The following is a 16,398-nucleotide window of genomic DNA, read 5'->3' as shown; positions in this document are numbered from 1 at the left end:
CCTGTAGGGCGACTCTAAACGCCAACCCATTGAGGGGAGGCTTCTACATGCCCAGCAATACCGACCAGAATCTACGACCCGATTACGATCAGGAAATTCAGGCTATTGTGGACTATGTCCGTGATTATCAGGTGGTCTCCGCCGAAGCTTGGCAAACTGCTCATATCTGTTTGCTAGATACCCTTGGCTGTGGGTTGCTGGCCTTGCGTTTTCCAGAATGTACCAAACACCTTGGGCCGATAGTGCAGGGCACAATAGTGCCTCATGGTGCGCGTGTGCCTGGTACACCTTACCGCTTGGATCCGGTTAAAGCCGCCTGGGACATAGGTTGCATGGTGCGCTGGCTGGATTACAACGACACTTGGCTTGCCGCTGAGTGGGGGCACCCTTCGGACAATATTGGCGCAATTCTCGCTGTGGCGGACTATCTATCCCAAAAACGGGTTGCTGAGGGCCGACCGCCTTTAACCATGGGCGTGGTGCTTGAATCTATGATCAAGGCCCATGAGATTCAAGGGGTGTTGGCACTTGAGAATTCGTTCAATCGCGTTGGGCTGGATCATGTATTGTTGGTGAAGGTTGCGTCCACGGCGGTGGTGTCATACCTGATGGGCGCTAACCGAGAGCAAATGCTTTCTGCTGTCTCCCATGCTTGGGTCGATGGCCAGGCGCTGCGAACGTATCGCCATGCTCCGAATGCGGGATCACGCAAATCATGGGCTGCTGGGGACGCCACTAGCCGAGCTGTGCGCCTTGCTGATATCGCCTTACGTGATGAAATGGGCATACCCGGCGCCCTAACCGCCCCCCAGTGGGGTTTTTATGATGTGTTGTTCAGCAAGAGCAACAAAGATCAGGCAATCAAACCACGCGAGACGCGCCAGTTCCGTTTGCAGCGTGATTACGGTTGCTACGTAATGGAAAATATTCTTTTCAAGGTTCGCTTTCCGGCGGAATTCCACGCCCAAACAGCCTGCGAAGCGGCGGTATTGCTTCATCCGAAGGTAAAAGAGCGCTTGAATGATATTGAGCGAATTGAGGTGACTACCCATGAATCTGCAATTCGAATCATTTCCAAACAAGGGCCATTAGCGAACCCCGCGGACCGGGACCATTGCTTGCAATACATGATCGCCGTTGCGTTGATCATGGGCGATCTCAGCGCTGAGTACTACGAAGACGTTTTTCATGCCAATAACCCGATGATTGATACGCTTCGGGACAAAATGCAGATCATTGAAAGTGCTGATTACACTCGCGATTACCTGAACCCGGCTAAACGCTCCATTGCCAATGCCATTCAGATTTTTTTCAAGGACGGAACCCAAACAGAAGTAGTTTCCATAGAATATCCTATCGGTCACCGCCGCCGCAGGGAGGAGAGTATCCCTGACTTAATGAGCAAGTTTCACCAGAATGTTTTGACCTGCTTCCCGCCAACACGAGCGAACCGCATTCTGGATACCTGTAAGAGCCGTGAGCGGCTGACAACAAAATCGGTGCATGAATTCATGAACATCTTAGCGTTATAACCGCCGAGTAGCTGTGCCGCTCGCGGCGTGCCCCCTTTTACCGCGCTACAACGCCGCTATTACAGCGGCTTGCGTGTAAGCAAAATTTATTGGGTGGCAGGGGCGCTTTGCAGAAGGGAGGCATCTCAATAAGGTATGACCCGCCCCTTTAAACATAAGCATACGGGTATATCTGCATTCAGAGAGGCTCACTCAGCGGGTGAAACAGCACTGTGGAGTTCGGCAACCGATATTTGTTAGGGCGAGATCATAGTATGGCTGACGCCTAGAAGAGCTCACCACCCCATGGGTAATGAAAATCTGGTGTCGGCGCAGAGGGGCTGCCGCCACTAATATGCTAGCAGTTTATGAGGGCTATCATCGTAATGTATCGCTTGCAGGCCCGCTGCCCACGGCGGGACTGACTACTGCAGCCGCCGCTTCAGCCCCTTCATCGCCAATACCCGCGTACTAATTTCCTCGATCGAAAGCTCCGTTGCATCCAAATAGGGAATATTATGCTTGTTGTACATGGCTTCCAGTGCTCGTAATTCCATATCACACTGACGCGGAGAGGCATATTTGCTACCGGCTTTGCGCTCGCTACGGATGGCGCTCAGGCGGTCGGCATCGATGGTGAGGCCGAACAGTTTATGCTTGTGCTCCATCAGAGCTTTGGGGAGGCGCAGGTCGTCGAAATCATCTTCGGTGAGCGGGTAGTTGGCGGTGAACAGGCCGAATTGCAACGCTAGGTAAAGGCATGTCGGGGTTTTGCCGGAGCGCGAAACGCCGATGAGGATGATGTCGGCCTGGTCATAATGCCGAGTGCGTGCACCGTCGTCATTATCCAGGGCGAAATGCACCGCGTTAATGCGGATGCGATAAGACTCTGCATCGCGAATGGCGTGGCTTTGGTTGATTTTGTGACTGGAACGCACCCCAAGCTCGTCTTCAAGGGGCCGTAGGAAGGCGCCAAACAAGTCGAGAATCAGGGCGTCACAGCCGTGCAGTATGGCGCGGTGATCAGTGTTTACCAGCGTGGAAAACACTACTGGCTTAGCGCCATCTTCTTTTGCGGCTTTGTTGATACGAGCCACCGCTTCACGAGTTTGCTCATCGGATTGGACGAAAGGCAGAGTCACCTGAATAAATTCGATGCTGCCGAATTGGCTAAGCATGCTGTGACCCAAGGTTTCTGCGGTGATACCGGTACCATCGGAAAGGTAAAAAGCGGTTCGTTTCATTGTGTTTGCCGTTTCTTTTACCGTAGGAGCGGAGCGCCTCTGCCCGGTTAGGGGCTGGTCGTGGAAAGTGTGATGTTCATGACTTAAGCGCCGCTCCTGCAGAGGGTAAGTCTTTGTTTTGAATGGATCCAGTCTAGACGCTGAGTTGGCGTGCGGCCAGTGCTATCTGACAGTGTTGGCTGATTTGACAGACGTCTAAGTCGCCATGGGTCGTCTGGATAGGGCGCGAGTCATACTCGCTGCCTGACAATTCTAGCAGAGCAATAGTTTTCTTTATTTTCAAAGAGATAGCGCTCCGTAACGGTGTGTGCCAATGGTCTGGACAGAGTATTGACCCAACTCCTACCCAAATACCGTGTAAATCTGAAAGAGGGGGCAGGCAAACTGCCGTGGTTTTGAGTAGAATGTCCGCTCGATTTGAGCCGGCACCTTGTGCTGCGCCTGCATTCAGGCGTTATCGGCACAAGGTGTGCCGACCTGCTTTGGCTAACAAACCAACCGGTAATACGTAAAAGGAGACGACCTTGGCGGAATATGTAGTCTGGTTTCAGGACCTGGGAAAAGATGACGTTGAGCACGTAGGTGGCAAGAACGCATCCTTAGGTGAAATGATCAGCAATCTGTCGGCAGCGGGTGTCTCCGTTCCAGGCGGCTTTGCCACTACCGCTGAAGCCTTCCGTGAGTTTCTTGAGCACAACAACCTGACCCAGAAAATCAACGAAGCGTTGTCTGCGCTGGACGTTGAAGACGTGGTCGCACTGGCAAAGACGGGTGAAGAGATCCGCCAGTGGGTAGTTGATGCTCCGTTCCAGCCTGAGCTGGACAAGGCGATTCGTGATGCGTACGCCCAGATTGGCGAAGGCAACGCAGACCTGCCAGTGGCCGTGCGCTCTTCAGCGACCGCGGAAGATCTGCCCGATGCGTCTTTTGCCGGCCAGCAGGAAACCTTCTTGAATATTCGTGGCGTAGACAGCGTCATGATTGCGGTTAAAGAGGTTTTCGCCTCATTGTTTAACGACCGCGCCATCAGCTACCGCGTTCACCAGGGTTTTGATCATAAGCTCGTTGCTCTGTCTGCCGGTGTGCAGCGCATGGTGCGTTCCGAAACGGGCGCTGCGGGTGTGATGTTCTCCATGGACACCGAATCCGGCTTCAAGGATGTAGTGTTCATTACCGCGTCCTACGGCTTAGGTGAAATGGTCGTGCAGGGTGCGGTTAACCCGGACGAATTCTACGTTCACAAGAAAACCTTGCTGAACAAAAAACCTGCTGTGCTACGCCGCAATTTGGGCAGCAAGATGCAGAAAATGATTTACGGTGCCGAAGGCAGCGCGGGCAAGTCCGTTAAAATCGTGGATGTGGACAAAGACGATCGCATCCGCTATTGCCTGACTGATGAACAAATCGAGGATTTGTCCCGCCAGGCGATCGAAATCGAAAAACACTACGGCATGCCCATGGATATCGAATGGGCGCTGGATGGCGACGATGGCAAGCTGTATATCGTTCAGGCGCGTCCGGAAACCGTGAAAAGCCGTTCCGATGTGAACGTTATGGAACGCTACCTGCTTAAGCAGACCGGTAAAGTGCTGGTTGAAGGGCGCTCCATTGGCCAGCGCATCGGCGCGGGTAAAGTGCGCATTGTTACCAGCATCAAGGAAATGGATAAGGTCCAGCCTGGCGATGTGCTGGTAACCGATATGACCGACCCGGATTGGGAACCGGTGATGAAGCGCGCTGCGGCTATTATTACCAACCGTGGTGGGCGTACTTGCCACGCGGCGATTATCGCCCGTGAACTGGGTGTGCCGGCCATCGTGGGTTGTGGCGATGCTACCGAGCTTCTAAAAGATGGCCAGGAAGTAACAGCCTCCTGTGCAGAAGGGGATACCGGCAAGATTTATGAAGGCCAGCTGGCGTTTGATATTCAGCGAAACTCCATCGAATCTATGCCCTCATTACCGTTCAAGATCATGATGAACGTGGGCAATCCGGATCGTGCCTTTGATTTCGCTGGTTTACCGAACCAGGGTGTGGGCCTTGCTCGTCTTGAATTCATTATCAACCGCATGATCGGTGTGCACCCGAAAGCGTTGCTGAATTACGATTCCATGCCCAACGATGTTAAGCAAAACGTCGACAAACGCACTGCGGGTTACGGTGATCCGGTAGATTTCTATGTGGAAAAATTGGTTGAGGGCGTGTCTACGCTGGCAGCGGCTTTCCACCCGGAGAAGGTGATCGTGCGTCTGTCGGACTTCAAGTCCAATGAATACGCGAACCTGATCGGCGGCAAGCTGTACGAGCCTGAAGAAGAGAACCCGATGCTAGGCTTCCGCGGCGCTAGCCGTTACATCAGCGAAAACTTCCGCGATTGTTTCGAGCTTGAATGCCGGGCCATGAAGAAAGTCCGTGATGAAATGGGCTTTACCAATGTGGAACTCATGGTGCCATTCGTGCGTACAGTGGGCGAAGCGGAGCAGGTTATCGACTTGCTTGGTCAAAATGGCCTTAAGCGCGGTGAAAATGGCTTGCGCGTCATTATGATGTGCGAGTTGCCGACCAACGCCTTGTTGGCTGATGAGTTCCTCCAGCACTTCGATGGCTTCTCCATAGGTTCAAACGATCTCACGCAGCTAACTCTGGGGCTGGATCGTGACTCCGGCATTGTTAGCCATTTGTTTGATGAGCGCGATCCGGCGGTCAAGAAGCTGCTGAAGATGGCCATTGATGCCTGTAATGAGCAGGGCAAGTACATTGGTATTTGCGGCCAGGGGCCGTCAGATCATCCGGATCTGGCCAAATGGTTGATGGAGCAGGGCATCTCGTCTGTATCCCTTAACCCGGATTCGGTACTGGATACTTGGTTCTATTTGGCCGAGAAGCACGGTAACTAATGCCTGCTTGACCGGCTGGCCATGACGCAGCACAGTAAAAAGCCCGCGAAAGCGGGCTTTTTACGTTGTGGGTTGCTGAGCGTTGGGTGTTTTGCCGCAGCCACGCTGACACCGCGTAGGGGTTTAATTCTGTGTGTTGAGAGGGGCCGATGTTTCATCGATTGATCAAAATAATAGATCTTTATGATGGTTTGCGAATGCCAGTGAAGCTGGGCCGTAAAGAGCTGCTGTTGATTCATGAGGACGGGCGAACCTGGTTAATGCAGCGACGTTGCCCCCACGCGGATTTTCCTCTGGATCGTTGTACGGTGATAAATGAACAGTTGCGTTGCCCAGGACACGGGCTGACGTTTTCTCTGCGCAGTGGCAAGTGTGAGACGGCGGCCTATCAACTGGAATCATTTCGAATTGATTACGATGGGCAGTGGTTAGGGGTAGAGGTCTAAGTGGCGTTCCCGTGGCTGTATGATTTGTCGATTTTTAGATTAATCAGGCCTACGTCGTAATAATTAAACTCAGGTCTGTTGCATTTTGTATGGTCGGATTAGCCTGAAAGGCGTAATCGAGCAAGGGGGGGCTGTTAGCCAAAAATCGTGCTTGAGACATTGCGATGGCCAGGCCGCCTATCGAGATGCAAACACCGTTTCGTCCCCCTGCTGGGCCACGAACTGGTGGGCATAGCGCAGGCGCAACTGCTTCACTTTCTTCACGTAGGCTTGGGTTTCCTTGAACGGCGGAATGCCACCATAGCGTCGCACATTGCCTTCACCGGCGTTGTAGGCGGCCAGGATGTGATCGAGCTCGGAAAACTTGCCTTTTAGGTAAGCAATGAATTGGGTGCCGCCGGCAATATTAGCCCTGGGGTCAAAGGGGTTGTTGACCTTCAAATAAGCGGCGGTTTCTGGCATCAGTTGCATAAGGCCTTGAGCGCCAACCCGAGAAATGGCATTGCGGTTGAATAGTGACTCTGCATGGATAACCGCCTTGACCAGTGCTGGTTCTACGCGAAAGCGAGTGGCTGCTTGGGTGATCAGGGTGTCGTACTGGTCACGCTGGGCATTGGAGAGTACACGCGGGATATCGCTCCAGCCTTTACGCACCGATAGGAAGGTGTATTGCGGGCCGACCTGTCCCTGAGCCTGGTCAGTGAACAGAATCGTGCCATCCGCGGCGCGGTATTTATAGATACTGTCGGCAAGCGCACCGTCGCTGGCGATTATGCCGCCTGCCAATAGGGCCCCAGGCAGCCAAGATTTAATGGATAAAACCCGCATTGAAGCCTGTCCCCCTTTTCAGGTGCGTCGGAATGCTTGAAGGGCACCACGAACACCGTTATTTTTTGTTTTCTATCTATCCGTCTTAACGTTACCCCATGATAACGTCATTCTTTTTTCTTTCTGGCCAGCATCAGACGAATTGACCGCACTGGCCGCTAAACGTAGCAAAATTCTGGGCGGGCATCATACTATTGGCTGGTTGTGTCCCAAGTGCGTCAACGCACAGTTCTGTGCCGGCGCCGTCTTGCTGACAAGGAGAGCAAATGTTTCCTGAGTATCTGGAACCGTGGATGAACAACGCCATCGCCTGGCTGGAGCTGATTTTTTTGCTCCTCACCTTGTTGGTTATATTGGTTGCAGCAGGGTTTTGGTTGCAGGACCGGTTCTTTCAAAAACGTCACGCCATTCGCAGAAATTATCCGCTCATAGGGCGTTTTCGCTATTTTTTTGAGACTCTTGGCGAATTTTTCCGTCAGTACTTTTTCGCGATGGATCGCGAGGAGCTACCTTTCAACCGGGCGCAACGTACCTGGGTATATCGGGCCTCAAAAGACTTGAGTAATACCATGGCGTTTGGCTCTACTAAGCAAATTGGTGCTGGGCGAGTCATTTTTATGAATTGTCCATATCCGACGTTGGAAAAAAACGCCGCTAAAACCCTGCCGCTGATGATTGGCCCCCACTGCGACCAACCCTATGCGGCGCCCAGTTTCTTTAATGTGTCAGGGATGAGCTTTGGTGCCTTGTCGCGCCCAGCGGTGCAGGCATTGTCTCATGGGGCCGCCATTGCTCATTGCTGGATGAATACAGGGGAGGGCGGATTATCCCCCTATCATCTAGAAGGCGGTTGTGATGTGGTTTTTCAGGTTGGCACCGCCCGTTATGGTGTACGAGATGCTGACGGAAAGCTGGATGACGAGCGCTTAGCTGCCATTGCCGCTCGGCAACAGGTGAAAATGATTGAGATCAAACTCAGCCAAGGTGCCAAGCCCGGTAAGGGGGGCATTTTGCCCGCCGATAAAGTGACCCAAGAGATTGCCGCTATCCGTGGCATTCCTGCCGGGCAGGCTTCTATCAGCCCCAATGGTCAGCCGGGGGTGAACAGCGCGGATGATTTGCTGGATTTGATTGCCCATGTGCGCAAAGTCAGCGGCAAGCCTACGGGTATAAAGTGTGTGCTTGGCGCCTGGTCATGGGTGGAAGACTTGTTTCTGGCCATTCATGAGCGGGGGATGGAATCTGCCCCTGATTTTATCACCATTGATAGTGGCGATGGCGGCACTGGCGCGGCACCTATGTCCTTGATGGATGACGTAGGGTTGTACTTAGCTGAATCCTTACCGTTGCTGGTAGATTTGCGCGATGGTTATGGGCTAACGGATCGTATTCGTATTATTGCTTCAGGCAAACTGATTACTCCCAGCATGGTGGCCTGGGCGATAGCCGTAGGGGCGGATTTCTGTGTGTCTGCTCGGGGTTACATGTTCGCGCTGGGCTGTGTTCAAGCGCTCCAGTGCAACCGTAATACTTGCCCCACCGGTGTCACAACGCATAATCCACGGCTACAGAGAGGTCTGATACCAGCAGAGAAATCCCTGCGCGTGGCGCATTTCCATAACAATCTGGTTAAGGAAGTGGAAACCATTGCTCACTCCTGTGGCGTCACCGAACCACGCGAGTTACGCCGCTATCATGCGCGTATGCTCAGCAGTAACGGTGAATCCATCCCGTTGGACCGTTTGTGGCCGCCGGTCGAACCTGGCATTTATCTGCGTGAAGGGCGGCCCAGTGAAAAGCAGCCTTTTATGCGTTGGCAGGGCATCGGCACCGGCCCGTAATTGCCCGTGGCTATAAGAGAGATCAAGCGGTTGCGTTGGTGCTGATTGCGACAGCTGTCACAATGAATAAAACACGAAGGAGTATTCAGTGACCACAGAATTTGATCTTGTTGTAATTGGTGCCGGTTCAGGCGGCGTGCGTGCAGCGCGGATGGCAGCATCCCATGGCGCTAACGTGGCTATTATTGAGGAACGCTTCTTTGGTGGGACCTGTGTAAATGTGGGATGCGTCCCTAAAAAATTGTTCTCTTACGGTAGCCATTTTCCGCAGGAGTTTGCCTTGGCGGAAGATTATGGCTATAGCGTAAAAGGGTGGGATTTTGACTGGGCCACATTACGCGACAACAAAAGCCGGGAAATTAGCCGGTTAAACAGTATTTATCAGCGCATTCTGAACCAGGCTGGGGTGACGATTTTTGAAGGCCACGGGCAAGTGCTGGGTGAGGGCAAGGTCTCAGTCGGTGAGATAACGCTATCGGCTCGCCATATCGTTGTGGCCGTGGGTGGCAAGCCTTTCGTTCCAGATTTTCCCGGCCGTGAGCATGTGCGTATTTCCGATGATCTGTTCTATCTCGACACACTTCCCAAGCATGTTGCCGTGGTGGGCGGGGGCTATATCGCCACTGAATTTGCCGGCATCTTGCATGGCTTGGGCTGTAAGGTCACTCAAGTCTACCGTGGCGATCTGTTCCTGCGCGGTTTTGATGACGACATTCGCGGCTTTATTGCCGAGCAGATGGAAGAGCAGGGCGTCACGCTGAAGTTCAATGCAGACATCGCCAGCATTGAGAACAGCGAGGGAGAGAAGCGCGTTACCTATAAAAATGGTGAGCGTGGGGTGTTTGATGAAGTGTTCTATGCCACCGGTCGTATACCCAAGCTGGATGATCTGTTTGCCGAAGGTGCTGCTCCGGCAATGACTGACGCCGGGGCCATCAAGGTAGATGAGGGTTTTGCTACCAGTGTGCCAGGCTTGTATGCGCTTGGTGATGTCATTGATCGAGTGCAGTTGACGCCGGTGGCATTGGCGGAAGGCATGTGGCTGGCCGCTCAACTTTATGGGCAACAAAAGCCGGAAGCGACCATGGATTACCATAATATTGCCACCGCCGTGTTCAGTCACCCGAATATCGGTACGGTGGGCATGACGCAGGAGCAAGCGTTGGCCCAGGTGCCTGCGGTGCGCGTCTACAAGAGTGCGTTCCGGCCCATGCGGTACACGCTGGGTGACAAACACGCACGCTCACTGATCAAGTTGATTGTGGACGATACGACCGACAAGGTACTTGGCCTGCATATGGCCGGCGAAGACTCTGCAGAAATTACCCAGGGCTTTGCTGTGGCCATTAAGATGGGAGCCACTAAGGCGGATTTTGATGCCACCGTGGGAATTCACCCCACTGCCGCTGAGGAGTTGGTGACTTTACGCCAGGGCGTGCGTATTACGGCCTGACTAGTGACGCCGCTAGCTCAATCTACGAAAACCCAGGGTGATTATTCAACGGCGTGTCAGCGCTATTGGAATGCCGTCGGTGGCTACTGGCACGTTGCTGGTTTCCCCGGCCGCTGATGGCCATCCGGTATCGAATAGCGATAGCTAAGCAATACCGGCTTTTAGTCGCATGTCAGTAAAAAGTTCAGACCGATGTATTTATGCATTTCGCCCCATAGGGGAGTCGGATATAGGGGGCGCCTTGTGTCTGTGACGTTCGAGGCTGAATCGTTCTGACTGAAATGAGAGCGAGCCTTCAGCCTTTAAAGCAACGAGAGCATCGAGGTGGAATATCGTGTTTACTGTTAACGATATTCATGGCACCCGGTGAGGCAAAGCAAATACATTTGTCGTGTGGGGTGTAGTCACGTTTGTTTTGAGTGTTTTTTAATCGAACTGTAACTTGCGCGTGGGTGATAACGGTTTGCGAGTTCCGCCCAATGGTTATTAACCAAGTTATCCACAGTTTCTGTGGACAGTCTTCGCCGCAGTGTAAAGCGGTCACTTTGGTACTGTGAGTGGCTTTGCAGGCTGTGTATGATTCGACAACGCCGATACCTGCTGTTTAAGGAGAACAAGGAATGCGTAGAGTGGTGTTCAATCAGAAAGGGGGCGTGGGGAAATCCAGCATTACCGTCAACCTTGCCGCCATCAGCGCGTCGGAAGGCAAGCGCACCCTAGTTGTCGATCTGGATCCACAGTGCAACGCCAGCCAATATTTATTGGGCATGGAAGCGTACAGCGATGGTCATGGTCCGAAACCCAATATCGGCACCTTCTTTGCGCAAACCCTGTCGTTTCGCCTAAAAGAAAAAGATCCTCGCGATTACGTACACGCTACCCCGTTCGAGAATCTGTTTGTGCTGCCCTCGGATGGTGAGCTGGGAGAAATCGAGCACATGCTCGAATCCAAGCACAAAATCTATAAATTGCGCGGCTTGCTGAAGACCTTGTCAAAAGATTATGACGAGATTTTTGTCGATACGCCGCCAGCCTATAACTTCTATACTCTTTCTTCGCTGATTGCTGTGGACAGGGTGTTGATTCCGTTCGATTGCGATGCTTTTTCTCGTAAAGCCCTGTACACCTTGCTGGAAAATATTCAGGAAGCGCGTGAAGACCATAATGACGAACTTCAGGTAGAGGGAATCGTGGTCAATCAATATCAGCCCCGCGCCCGCTTGCCCCAAGAGTTGGTCGCATCACTTGAAGAAGAAGGCTTGCCGATCCTCACTAACAAGCTATCGAGTAGTGTGGTGATGCGCGAATCCCACGAGCAAGCTACGCCATTAGTGAACATGCAGCCACGCCATAAGCTTACCGAAGAATATCGGGCGTTATTCCGGGAAATCAGTGCCAGTTAACCCCTTTCGACTGGAGGCCCGGCGTAGGGCCGGGCGGATTCTTCGTTCTGCCACGGCGACCCGCTGGCTCGTTCAGGCGGTATTTAATCGCTCAGATCGGCTTAAGGGGCGACTGGGAGAGACCTTCAGTGACCTGATTTTGTTGGCCTCCTTACTGCGTGACTGGGTGACAGGCCGGTACAAGAATGTTCCCTGGGGCAGCTTGCTGACGATTGCTGCGGCGCTGGTTTATTTCTTGATGCCGTTGGATGCAATTCCCGATCTGGTTGTTGCGCTGGGGCTAATGGATGACGTCGCGGTGATATCGCGAGCGTTGACGCTCACTCGTAGTGATCTAGAGCGTTATCAGCAATGGCGCAATGAGCAAGAACGTTAGCGCCTTTTCTCAGACGCCGCGTTTCTATAGAGGGGTACGTGGCAGGATTGTCGTTATTGGCAATCAAAATCACTTTCCATATTACTTTCCATAGGCGATGCGCATTGCGGGTGCTTTAGGCCGTGCCCTGCGGATCTTCCAGACTGGTCGGCGCCGCGGTTCTGTGTTTTTCAATGGATGCACCCTATTCCCTACTGAACGGCTGTTGCCTCACCTTATTGAGCTTCCATAGCCGTGGGGGCTATCACTTGCTCAACCGTTCAACCCGTTGTGGCTATTAGTCGCGGGCGCCTATTTTTTGCTACTTTATATGCTATTGTTTTGTGGTGTAGGTCAGGAGATGGGCTGGTCTGCTAACTGAATAACGTCATAATAACTGACTAACAACAATAGTGATTATTAGGGAGCAGCTATGAGAAAGCGTCTTCTGGGGTCTCTCATTGCGATGGTATTGCTGCCAATGCAAGGGCTTGCAGCCATTAGCAATGCGACACTCGAGGATTTTGAGTTGGCGCTGTGGAAAGTACGTTCCGATTTTCACATGTTGACCGTGATGGCGGGCAGCAAAACCTATATTTCAAATCTTGACGGTGCCATTACCCGAGCTCAATCGGGAATGGATACCCTGCGCAGGGACGCGGAAGGTAGCGAAGAGCGCAAATTGGTTGCTGACCTTACGCGCCACTGGGATATTTTCAAACCTGCAGCTCAGGGCAACACCATGGCTGAGCAAGGGTTTACCCGTACTTACACGATTCAAGATGTGAACGAAACGGCGGCAGAAATGAGCCAACGCATTGAGTCATTCAGCGGGGCGACAGAAGGCGAATACGATGATGTTCGTGCACTTTCGGCTTACCTGCAGAGGATGACCTCAGAATATCTCAATGTGGCAGCGGATCCGGGCGGGGGCATGGCCTCTGGTGCTGATGTCAATCGTATCGAATTCAAGGATGCGGTTCCTAATTTCGAAGGTATGTTGGCAGCAGCCAAAAAAAATCATGCAGACGATGAAGCCCTTAGTCGCGCTCTTAATCAGACTGGCGTGAAATGGATGTTTATTCGCGAATCTATGGTCAAGTTTTATGAGAACGCGGTGCCTTATCTCATTTACCGTTACACGAATCAAATGGTCGAGACCATGAGCCAAGCGATCAATCTGGCGTCAACCGATGTAGAAATAGAAAAGCCCAGTTTTGGGCCTGTTGAATAAGGTGCTAAGTGCGGCAGTGTTGTAAACCCTCGCATTTATGCGGGGGTTTTGTCTTTAAGAATGGCGCTTCACAATCTGACGGGGGAGTACGGAGTGAAGAAAAAAATTCGGCATAGCCTAGTCGCGGCATTGTTTCTGGTGTCAGCGGGAACCCAGGCAGCAATGTCCGCCACAGAGTTGGCGCAGGTTCAGGCGGATGCTTGGCGGGTTCGTATGGGGTTTCACATGCTTTCCATACGCGGAGATAACCCAGAGGATCGCGAAGCACTCAAGGCGCTGTTGGCGGATGGCCGGCAGCATCTGGACGCGCTTGCGTTGCAAGCGACGCCTGAACAAAAGGAAACCGTGGCACAGCTCCAGGCATCCTGGACAGCGCTTAGCAAACGAGCATTGGATAATCCGTTGGCCTCACTGGGATACGCAGATTACCGTGCCATGAGCGAAATCAATACGACCACCTTGGCGGTGGACTCATTGGTGAACAACGCAGAGCCGACAGGGGACGATCGTTATCAGGATATCAGCGAGCTATCTGTGGCCATGCAGCGCTTGGCTAGTGAATATGCTGCGCTGGCAGCATTTCCCTCAGCGGGCCTGAAAACGGGCACAGGGTTGCCGTCTATGGATTTTGCTGCGCAAGCTCTCGCTATTGATGAGATCTTGGATGAGTTGCAAGGCAAATATGCTGGCGATGAAAAGGCCCGTGAAGTGCTAGCATTTATCGATCAGCGTTGGGCCTTTGTGCGTAAATCCATTCCCGGTATGGATGACCCGAATACGCAGAAAATTCCTTACCTTTTTTATCGCTACGCGACACAAATGGCTGAACACGTGAGCGAACTGCTGGCTCAGCCATAACCGCTGCTGTGATTTATCACCTGGCGGCGCCGCTATGCTGAGCGCGCCGCCAACCAGTCAGCGCTGATGCGCCAGGCATGGGAAGGTGCTTTCGAACCGCAAAAAGCGCCTGCGTGTCCGCCAGGTACTTCCTCGAAGCGTTTTTCTTTGCTGCCGACAAGTTGGATGATATCCCGTGCGGCTCGAAGACTGACAATGTTGTCGGTAATGCCTGCAAAAGCGAGCAAATCCTGCTGAATGGATGAGAAATCCACGCTGCGGCCGCCGATGTGGATTTTGCCTTTGGCCAGACTATTGGCAAGAAGCATTTTCTCGATAACCTCACGCACCACCGCACCAGGATAATCGACCATGTCGTTAAACCACTGCCCCATGGTCATGTACTCGGTGACGTATTCTCGGTCACCGATATTGCGGATCAGATCCATGTAGGCCTGCACCACTCCTGGAGGGTTGGTCATCTTGAATCCAAGTGCCAGGAGGCTGGCAGGGATATGGAATAGCTTATCACTGAGCGGTTCAAGACGAATCTTAAACCGGTCATGGAGCTGCATGGCAGGGATAGCCGCCAGCCCTAAGGCCTTGCCGAAAAGGCCGCTTTTGTGAAAATTCACGGGGCTGGCAATGGTAATCAGGCTACGCACCGGCGCATCACTGTGGCCGCCTAGATACATTAGGCACAGCAGTCCGCCCATGCAGTAGCCCATCATGTTGATGGTTTCGGTCTGCGCATGTTTTCGCACTGTTTCAACTGCAGAGGGCAACCAGCGATTGACGTAGGTGTCCAAATTTAGGCTGCAGTCGGTATCTGAAGGCTTTCCCCAGTCAACCAGATAGACCTCATAACCATGAGCCATAAGATAACGGACCATGGATCGGTTTGGCATCAAATCGTAGGTCCAGCAATGAATACCCAGCGCCGGAACCAACAAAAGGGGGATGCGGTGTTTTACAGGGGAAACAGGCAGGAAATCATCGTTAATCGAGATTTTAGCCGTAGCCGTAGAGGGTAGGCTGTAATGGCGTACCGCCATGATGCCGTCACGATACACTTCCTCCCACGGGCATTTATCCACGTGGATAAAGCGTTGCGGGTGGCGCCTGCGCTCAACAATGTGGCCAACGGCACGCAGACTTTTTTTTAATCGTGATTTAGCCATCCACAACGACTCCTGGAAATGGGCGGTAAGCCTAACAGAGGGCAAGGCCGTTTTTATGGTAAAATAAGTAATACTTGCAGATTAGCTGGCAGTCGTTAATCTTGGCCCCGAAACTTGCTGGAGACATTGGCCGTCGTGACAGAAAAAACGCTTCCGTATACACCCAAGGACCTATGTAATCGCTTCCTAGAATCTGTTCGCCACTCTGCTGTTCTAGGGCTCGAAGTCGTTAGTGCCACAAAGGACAGTGTCCGGCTGAGGATGCCCTGGCGCGAAGACCTAGTCGGCAACCCGGAGACTGGAGTTGTACACGGCGGGGCCATCTTTGCGATGATGGACCAGGCTGGTGGCATGGCGATTACGTGCCGTAATTTCCCCACGTTTGAGATTACCCCGACCATCGATTTTCGGGTGGATCACCTGCGGAGTCCCGGAAAAGGCAAGGCTGTGGTGTGTGAAGCCATCTGTTACCGGCTTACGAACCATGTGGCCTTTGTTAGTGTAACGACTTGGGAAGAAGGGGGTGACGATGAGCCTGTCGCCACCGGGCTGGCCACATATACACGATTACAAATTAATAAAGCAGGCGCGATGGTGGGCCAATGAAAGCATTGAAAACATTGATCGAAGAGTGCCGCAGTGGCAAGGCAGAGTATCAGGCCTTGATCGATCGTGTGCCGTACGCGCGTTTTTTGGGCATTCAGGTGGTGGCCCAGGGGGACGAACTCACGTTTGTGCTGCCTAAACACGACAATGTGATTGGCAACCCGACTTTGCCCGCTTTGCACGGTGGGGCCGTGGCCGGATTCATGGAGCAGGCTGCCATTATCTTCATATTGCTTCAAATGGGGGAGCCTAAGGTACCAAAAACCATCGACTTCACCATTGATTACCTGCGCGCCGGGCTGTTTCGTCACACCTACGCGCAATGCAGTGTGACGCGGCTGGGCCGGCGTATTGCCAATGTGCATATTAGTGCGTGGCAGAAAAACCGACAGGAGCCGATCACCATTGCCCGCGCCCATTTCCTGCTGTCGGATGATACCAGCCCAGAAATAACCGGTTGATCACAGCCCCGCTTCGGGGCTGCAATTGTGTTTATGCGCCACGGACGGCGCTGATTGTCATTCCACGACATTGTTCCTTTCACGGCATCCGCCTAGCGTTT

Annotated in this window: 14 protein-coding genes; 11 read left to right on the top strand and 3 right to left on the bottom strand. The window is 52.8% G+C overall.

The genetic code is table 11. The features are described from left to right. The first annotated feature begins 47 nt into the window (after positions 1 to 47). Positions 48 to 1,532, top strand: a complete 1,485-nt coding sequence (locus AS19_RS07395; protein ID WP_035460366.1) for a bifunctional 2-methylcitrate dehydratase/aconitate hydratase — start codon at positions 48 to 50, stop codon at positions 1,530 to 1,532. A gap of 404 nt (positions 1,533 to 1,936) precedes the next feature. Here the strand turns inward: AS19_RS07395 and AS19_RS07390 are convergent, their stop codons facing one another. Beyond that, positions 1,937 to 2,755, bottom strand: a complete 819-nt coding sequence (locus AS19_RS07390; RefSeq protein WP_011588709.1) for a pyruvate, water dikinase regulatory protein — start codon at positions 2,753 to 2,755, stop codon at positions 1,937 to 1,939. Positions 2,756 to 3,279: 524 nt separating this feature from the next. Here AS19_RS07390 and ppsA point away from each other — a divergent pair. After that, positions 3,280 to 5,652 carry a phosphoenolpyruvate synthase gene (gene ppsA, locus AS19_RS07385; RefSeq protein ID WP_011588708.1) on the top strand — a complete coding sequence of 791 codons (2,373 nt, stop codon included), beginning with the start codon at positions 3,280 to 3,282 and terminating at the stop codon, positions 5,650 to 5,652. A 149-nt stretch (positions 5,653 to 5,801) separates the two neighbouring features. After that, positions 5,802 to 6,098, top strand: a complete 297-nt coding sequence (locus AS19_RS07380; RefSeq protein WP_011588707.1) for a Rieske 2Fe-2S domain-containing protein — start codon at positions 5,802 to 5,804, stop codon at positions 6,096 to 6,098. Positions 6,099 to 6,275: 177 nt separating this feature from the next. Here AS19_RS07380 and AS19_RS14285 read toward each other — a convergent pair whose 3' ends face one another. After that, positions 6,276 to 6,926, bottom strand: a complete 651-nt coding sequence (locus AS19_RS14285; protein ID WP_011588706.1) for a lytic transglycosylase domain-containing protein — start codon at positions 6,924 to 6,926, stop codon at positions 6,276 to 6,278. A 266-nt stretch (positions 6,927 to 7,192) separates the two neighbouring features. On the opposite strand from AS19_RS14285, the gene AS19_RS07370 reads away from it, so the two are divergent. The 6 genes from AS19_RS07370 to AS19_RS07345 all read left to right on the top strand — a co-directional run bounded on the left by AS19_RS07370 (position 7,193) and on the right by AS19_RS07345 (position 14,070). Continuing rightward, positions 7,193 to 8,767, top strand: coding sequence for an FMN-binding glutamate synthase family protein (locus AS19_RS07370; RefSeq protein WP_011588705.1), 1,575 nt, complete (start codon positions 7,193 to 7,195; stop codon positions 8,765 to 8,767). Positions 8,768 to 8,855: 88 nt separating this feature from the next. Next, entirely contained in the window at positions 8,856 to 10,220 is a 1,365-nt protein-coding gene (gene gorA / locus AS19_RS07365; RefSeq protein ID WP_011588704.1) for a glutathione-disulfide reductase, read from the top strand. 620 nt (positions 10,221 to 10,840) lie between these two features. Next, positions 10,841 to 11,623: a ParA family protein gene (locus AS19_RS07360; RefSeq protein WP_011588703.1), complete on the top strand. Its 783-nt coding sequence runs from the start codon at positions 10,841 to 10,843 to the stop codon at positions 11,621 to 11,623. Then, positions 11,613 to 11,999: a YkvA family protein gene (locus tag AS19_RS07355; protein ID WP_011588702.1), complete on the top strand. Its 387-nt coding sequence runs from the start codon at positions 11,613 to 11,615 to the stop codon at positions 11,997 to 11,999. The genes AS19_RS07360 and AS19_RS07355 overlap by 11 nt, the downstream gene beginning before the upstream one ends. A gap of 412 nt (positions 12,000 to 12,411) precedes the next feature. Continuing rightward, on the top strand, positions 12,412 to 13,212 hold the full coding sequence (locus AS19_RS07350) for a hypothetical protein (protein ID WP_011588701.1): 801 nt from the start codon (positions 12,412 to 12,414) through the stop codon (positions 13,210 to 13,212). A gap of 93 nt (positions 13,213 to 13,305) precedes the next feature. After that, positions 13,306 to 14,070, top strand: a complete 765-nt coding sequence (locus tag AS19_RS07345) for a hypothetical protein (protein ID WP_041704951.1) — start codon at positions 13,306 to 13,308, stop codon at positions 14,068 to 14,070. A 32-nt stretch (positions 14,071 to 14,102) separates the two neighbouring features. On the opposite strand, the gene AS19_RS07340 is transcribed toward AS19_RS07345, so the two are convergent. Further along, complete coding sequence (locus AS19_RS07340; RefSeq protein WP_046961882.1) at positions 14,103 to 15,230, bottom strand: alpha/beta fold hydrolase; 1,128 nt, start codon at positions 15,228 to 15,230, stop codon at positions 14,103 to 14,105. 135 nt (positions 15,231 to 15,365) lie between these two features. On the opposite strand from AS19_RS07340, the gene AS19_RS07335 reads away from it, so the two are divergent. Further along, positions 15,366 to 15,836, top strand: coding sequence for a PaaI family thioesterase (locus AS19_RS07335; RefSeq protein ID WP_046961881.1), 471 nt, complete (start codon positions 15,366 to 15,368; stop codon positions 15,834 to 15,836). Continuing rightward, the gene (locus AS19_RS07330; protein ID WP_011588698.1) at positions 15,833 to 16,297 is read left to right on the top strand and encodes a PaaI family thioesterase; all 465 of its coding nucleotides are present in this window, start codon (positions 15,833 to 15,835) and stop codon (positions 16,295 to 16,297) included. Before AS19_RS07335 ends, AS19_RS07330 begins: the two co-directional genes overlap by 4 nt. The last annotated feature ends 101 nt before the right edge of the window (positions 16,298 to 16,398 follow it).

This window comes from Alcanivorax sp. NBRC 101098, from assembly GCF_001010505.1.
Taxonomy (GTDB): Bacteria; Pseudomonadota; Gammaproteobacteria; order Pseudomonadales; family Alcanivoracaceae; genus Alcanivorax; species Alcanivorax borkumensis.
Note: the sequence above shows the minus strand (reverse complement) of the source record. Positions and strands in the feature narration are given on the sequence as shown.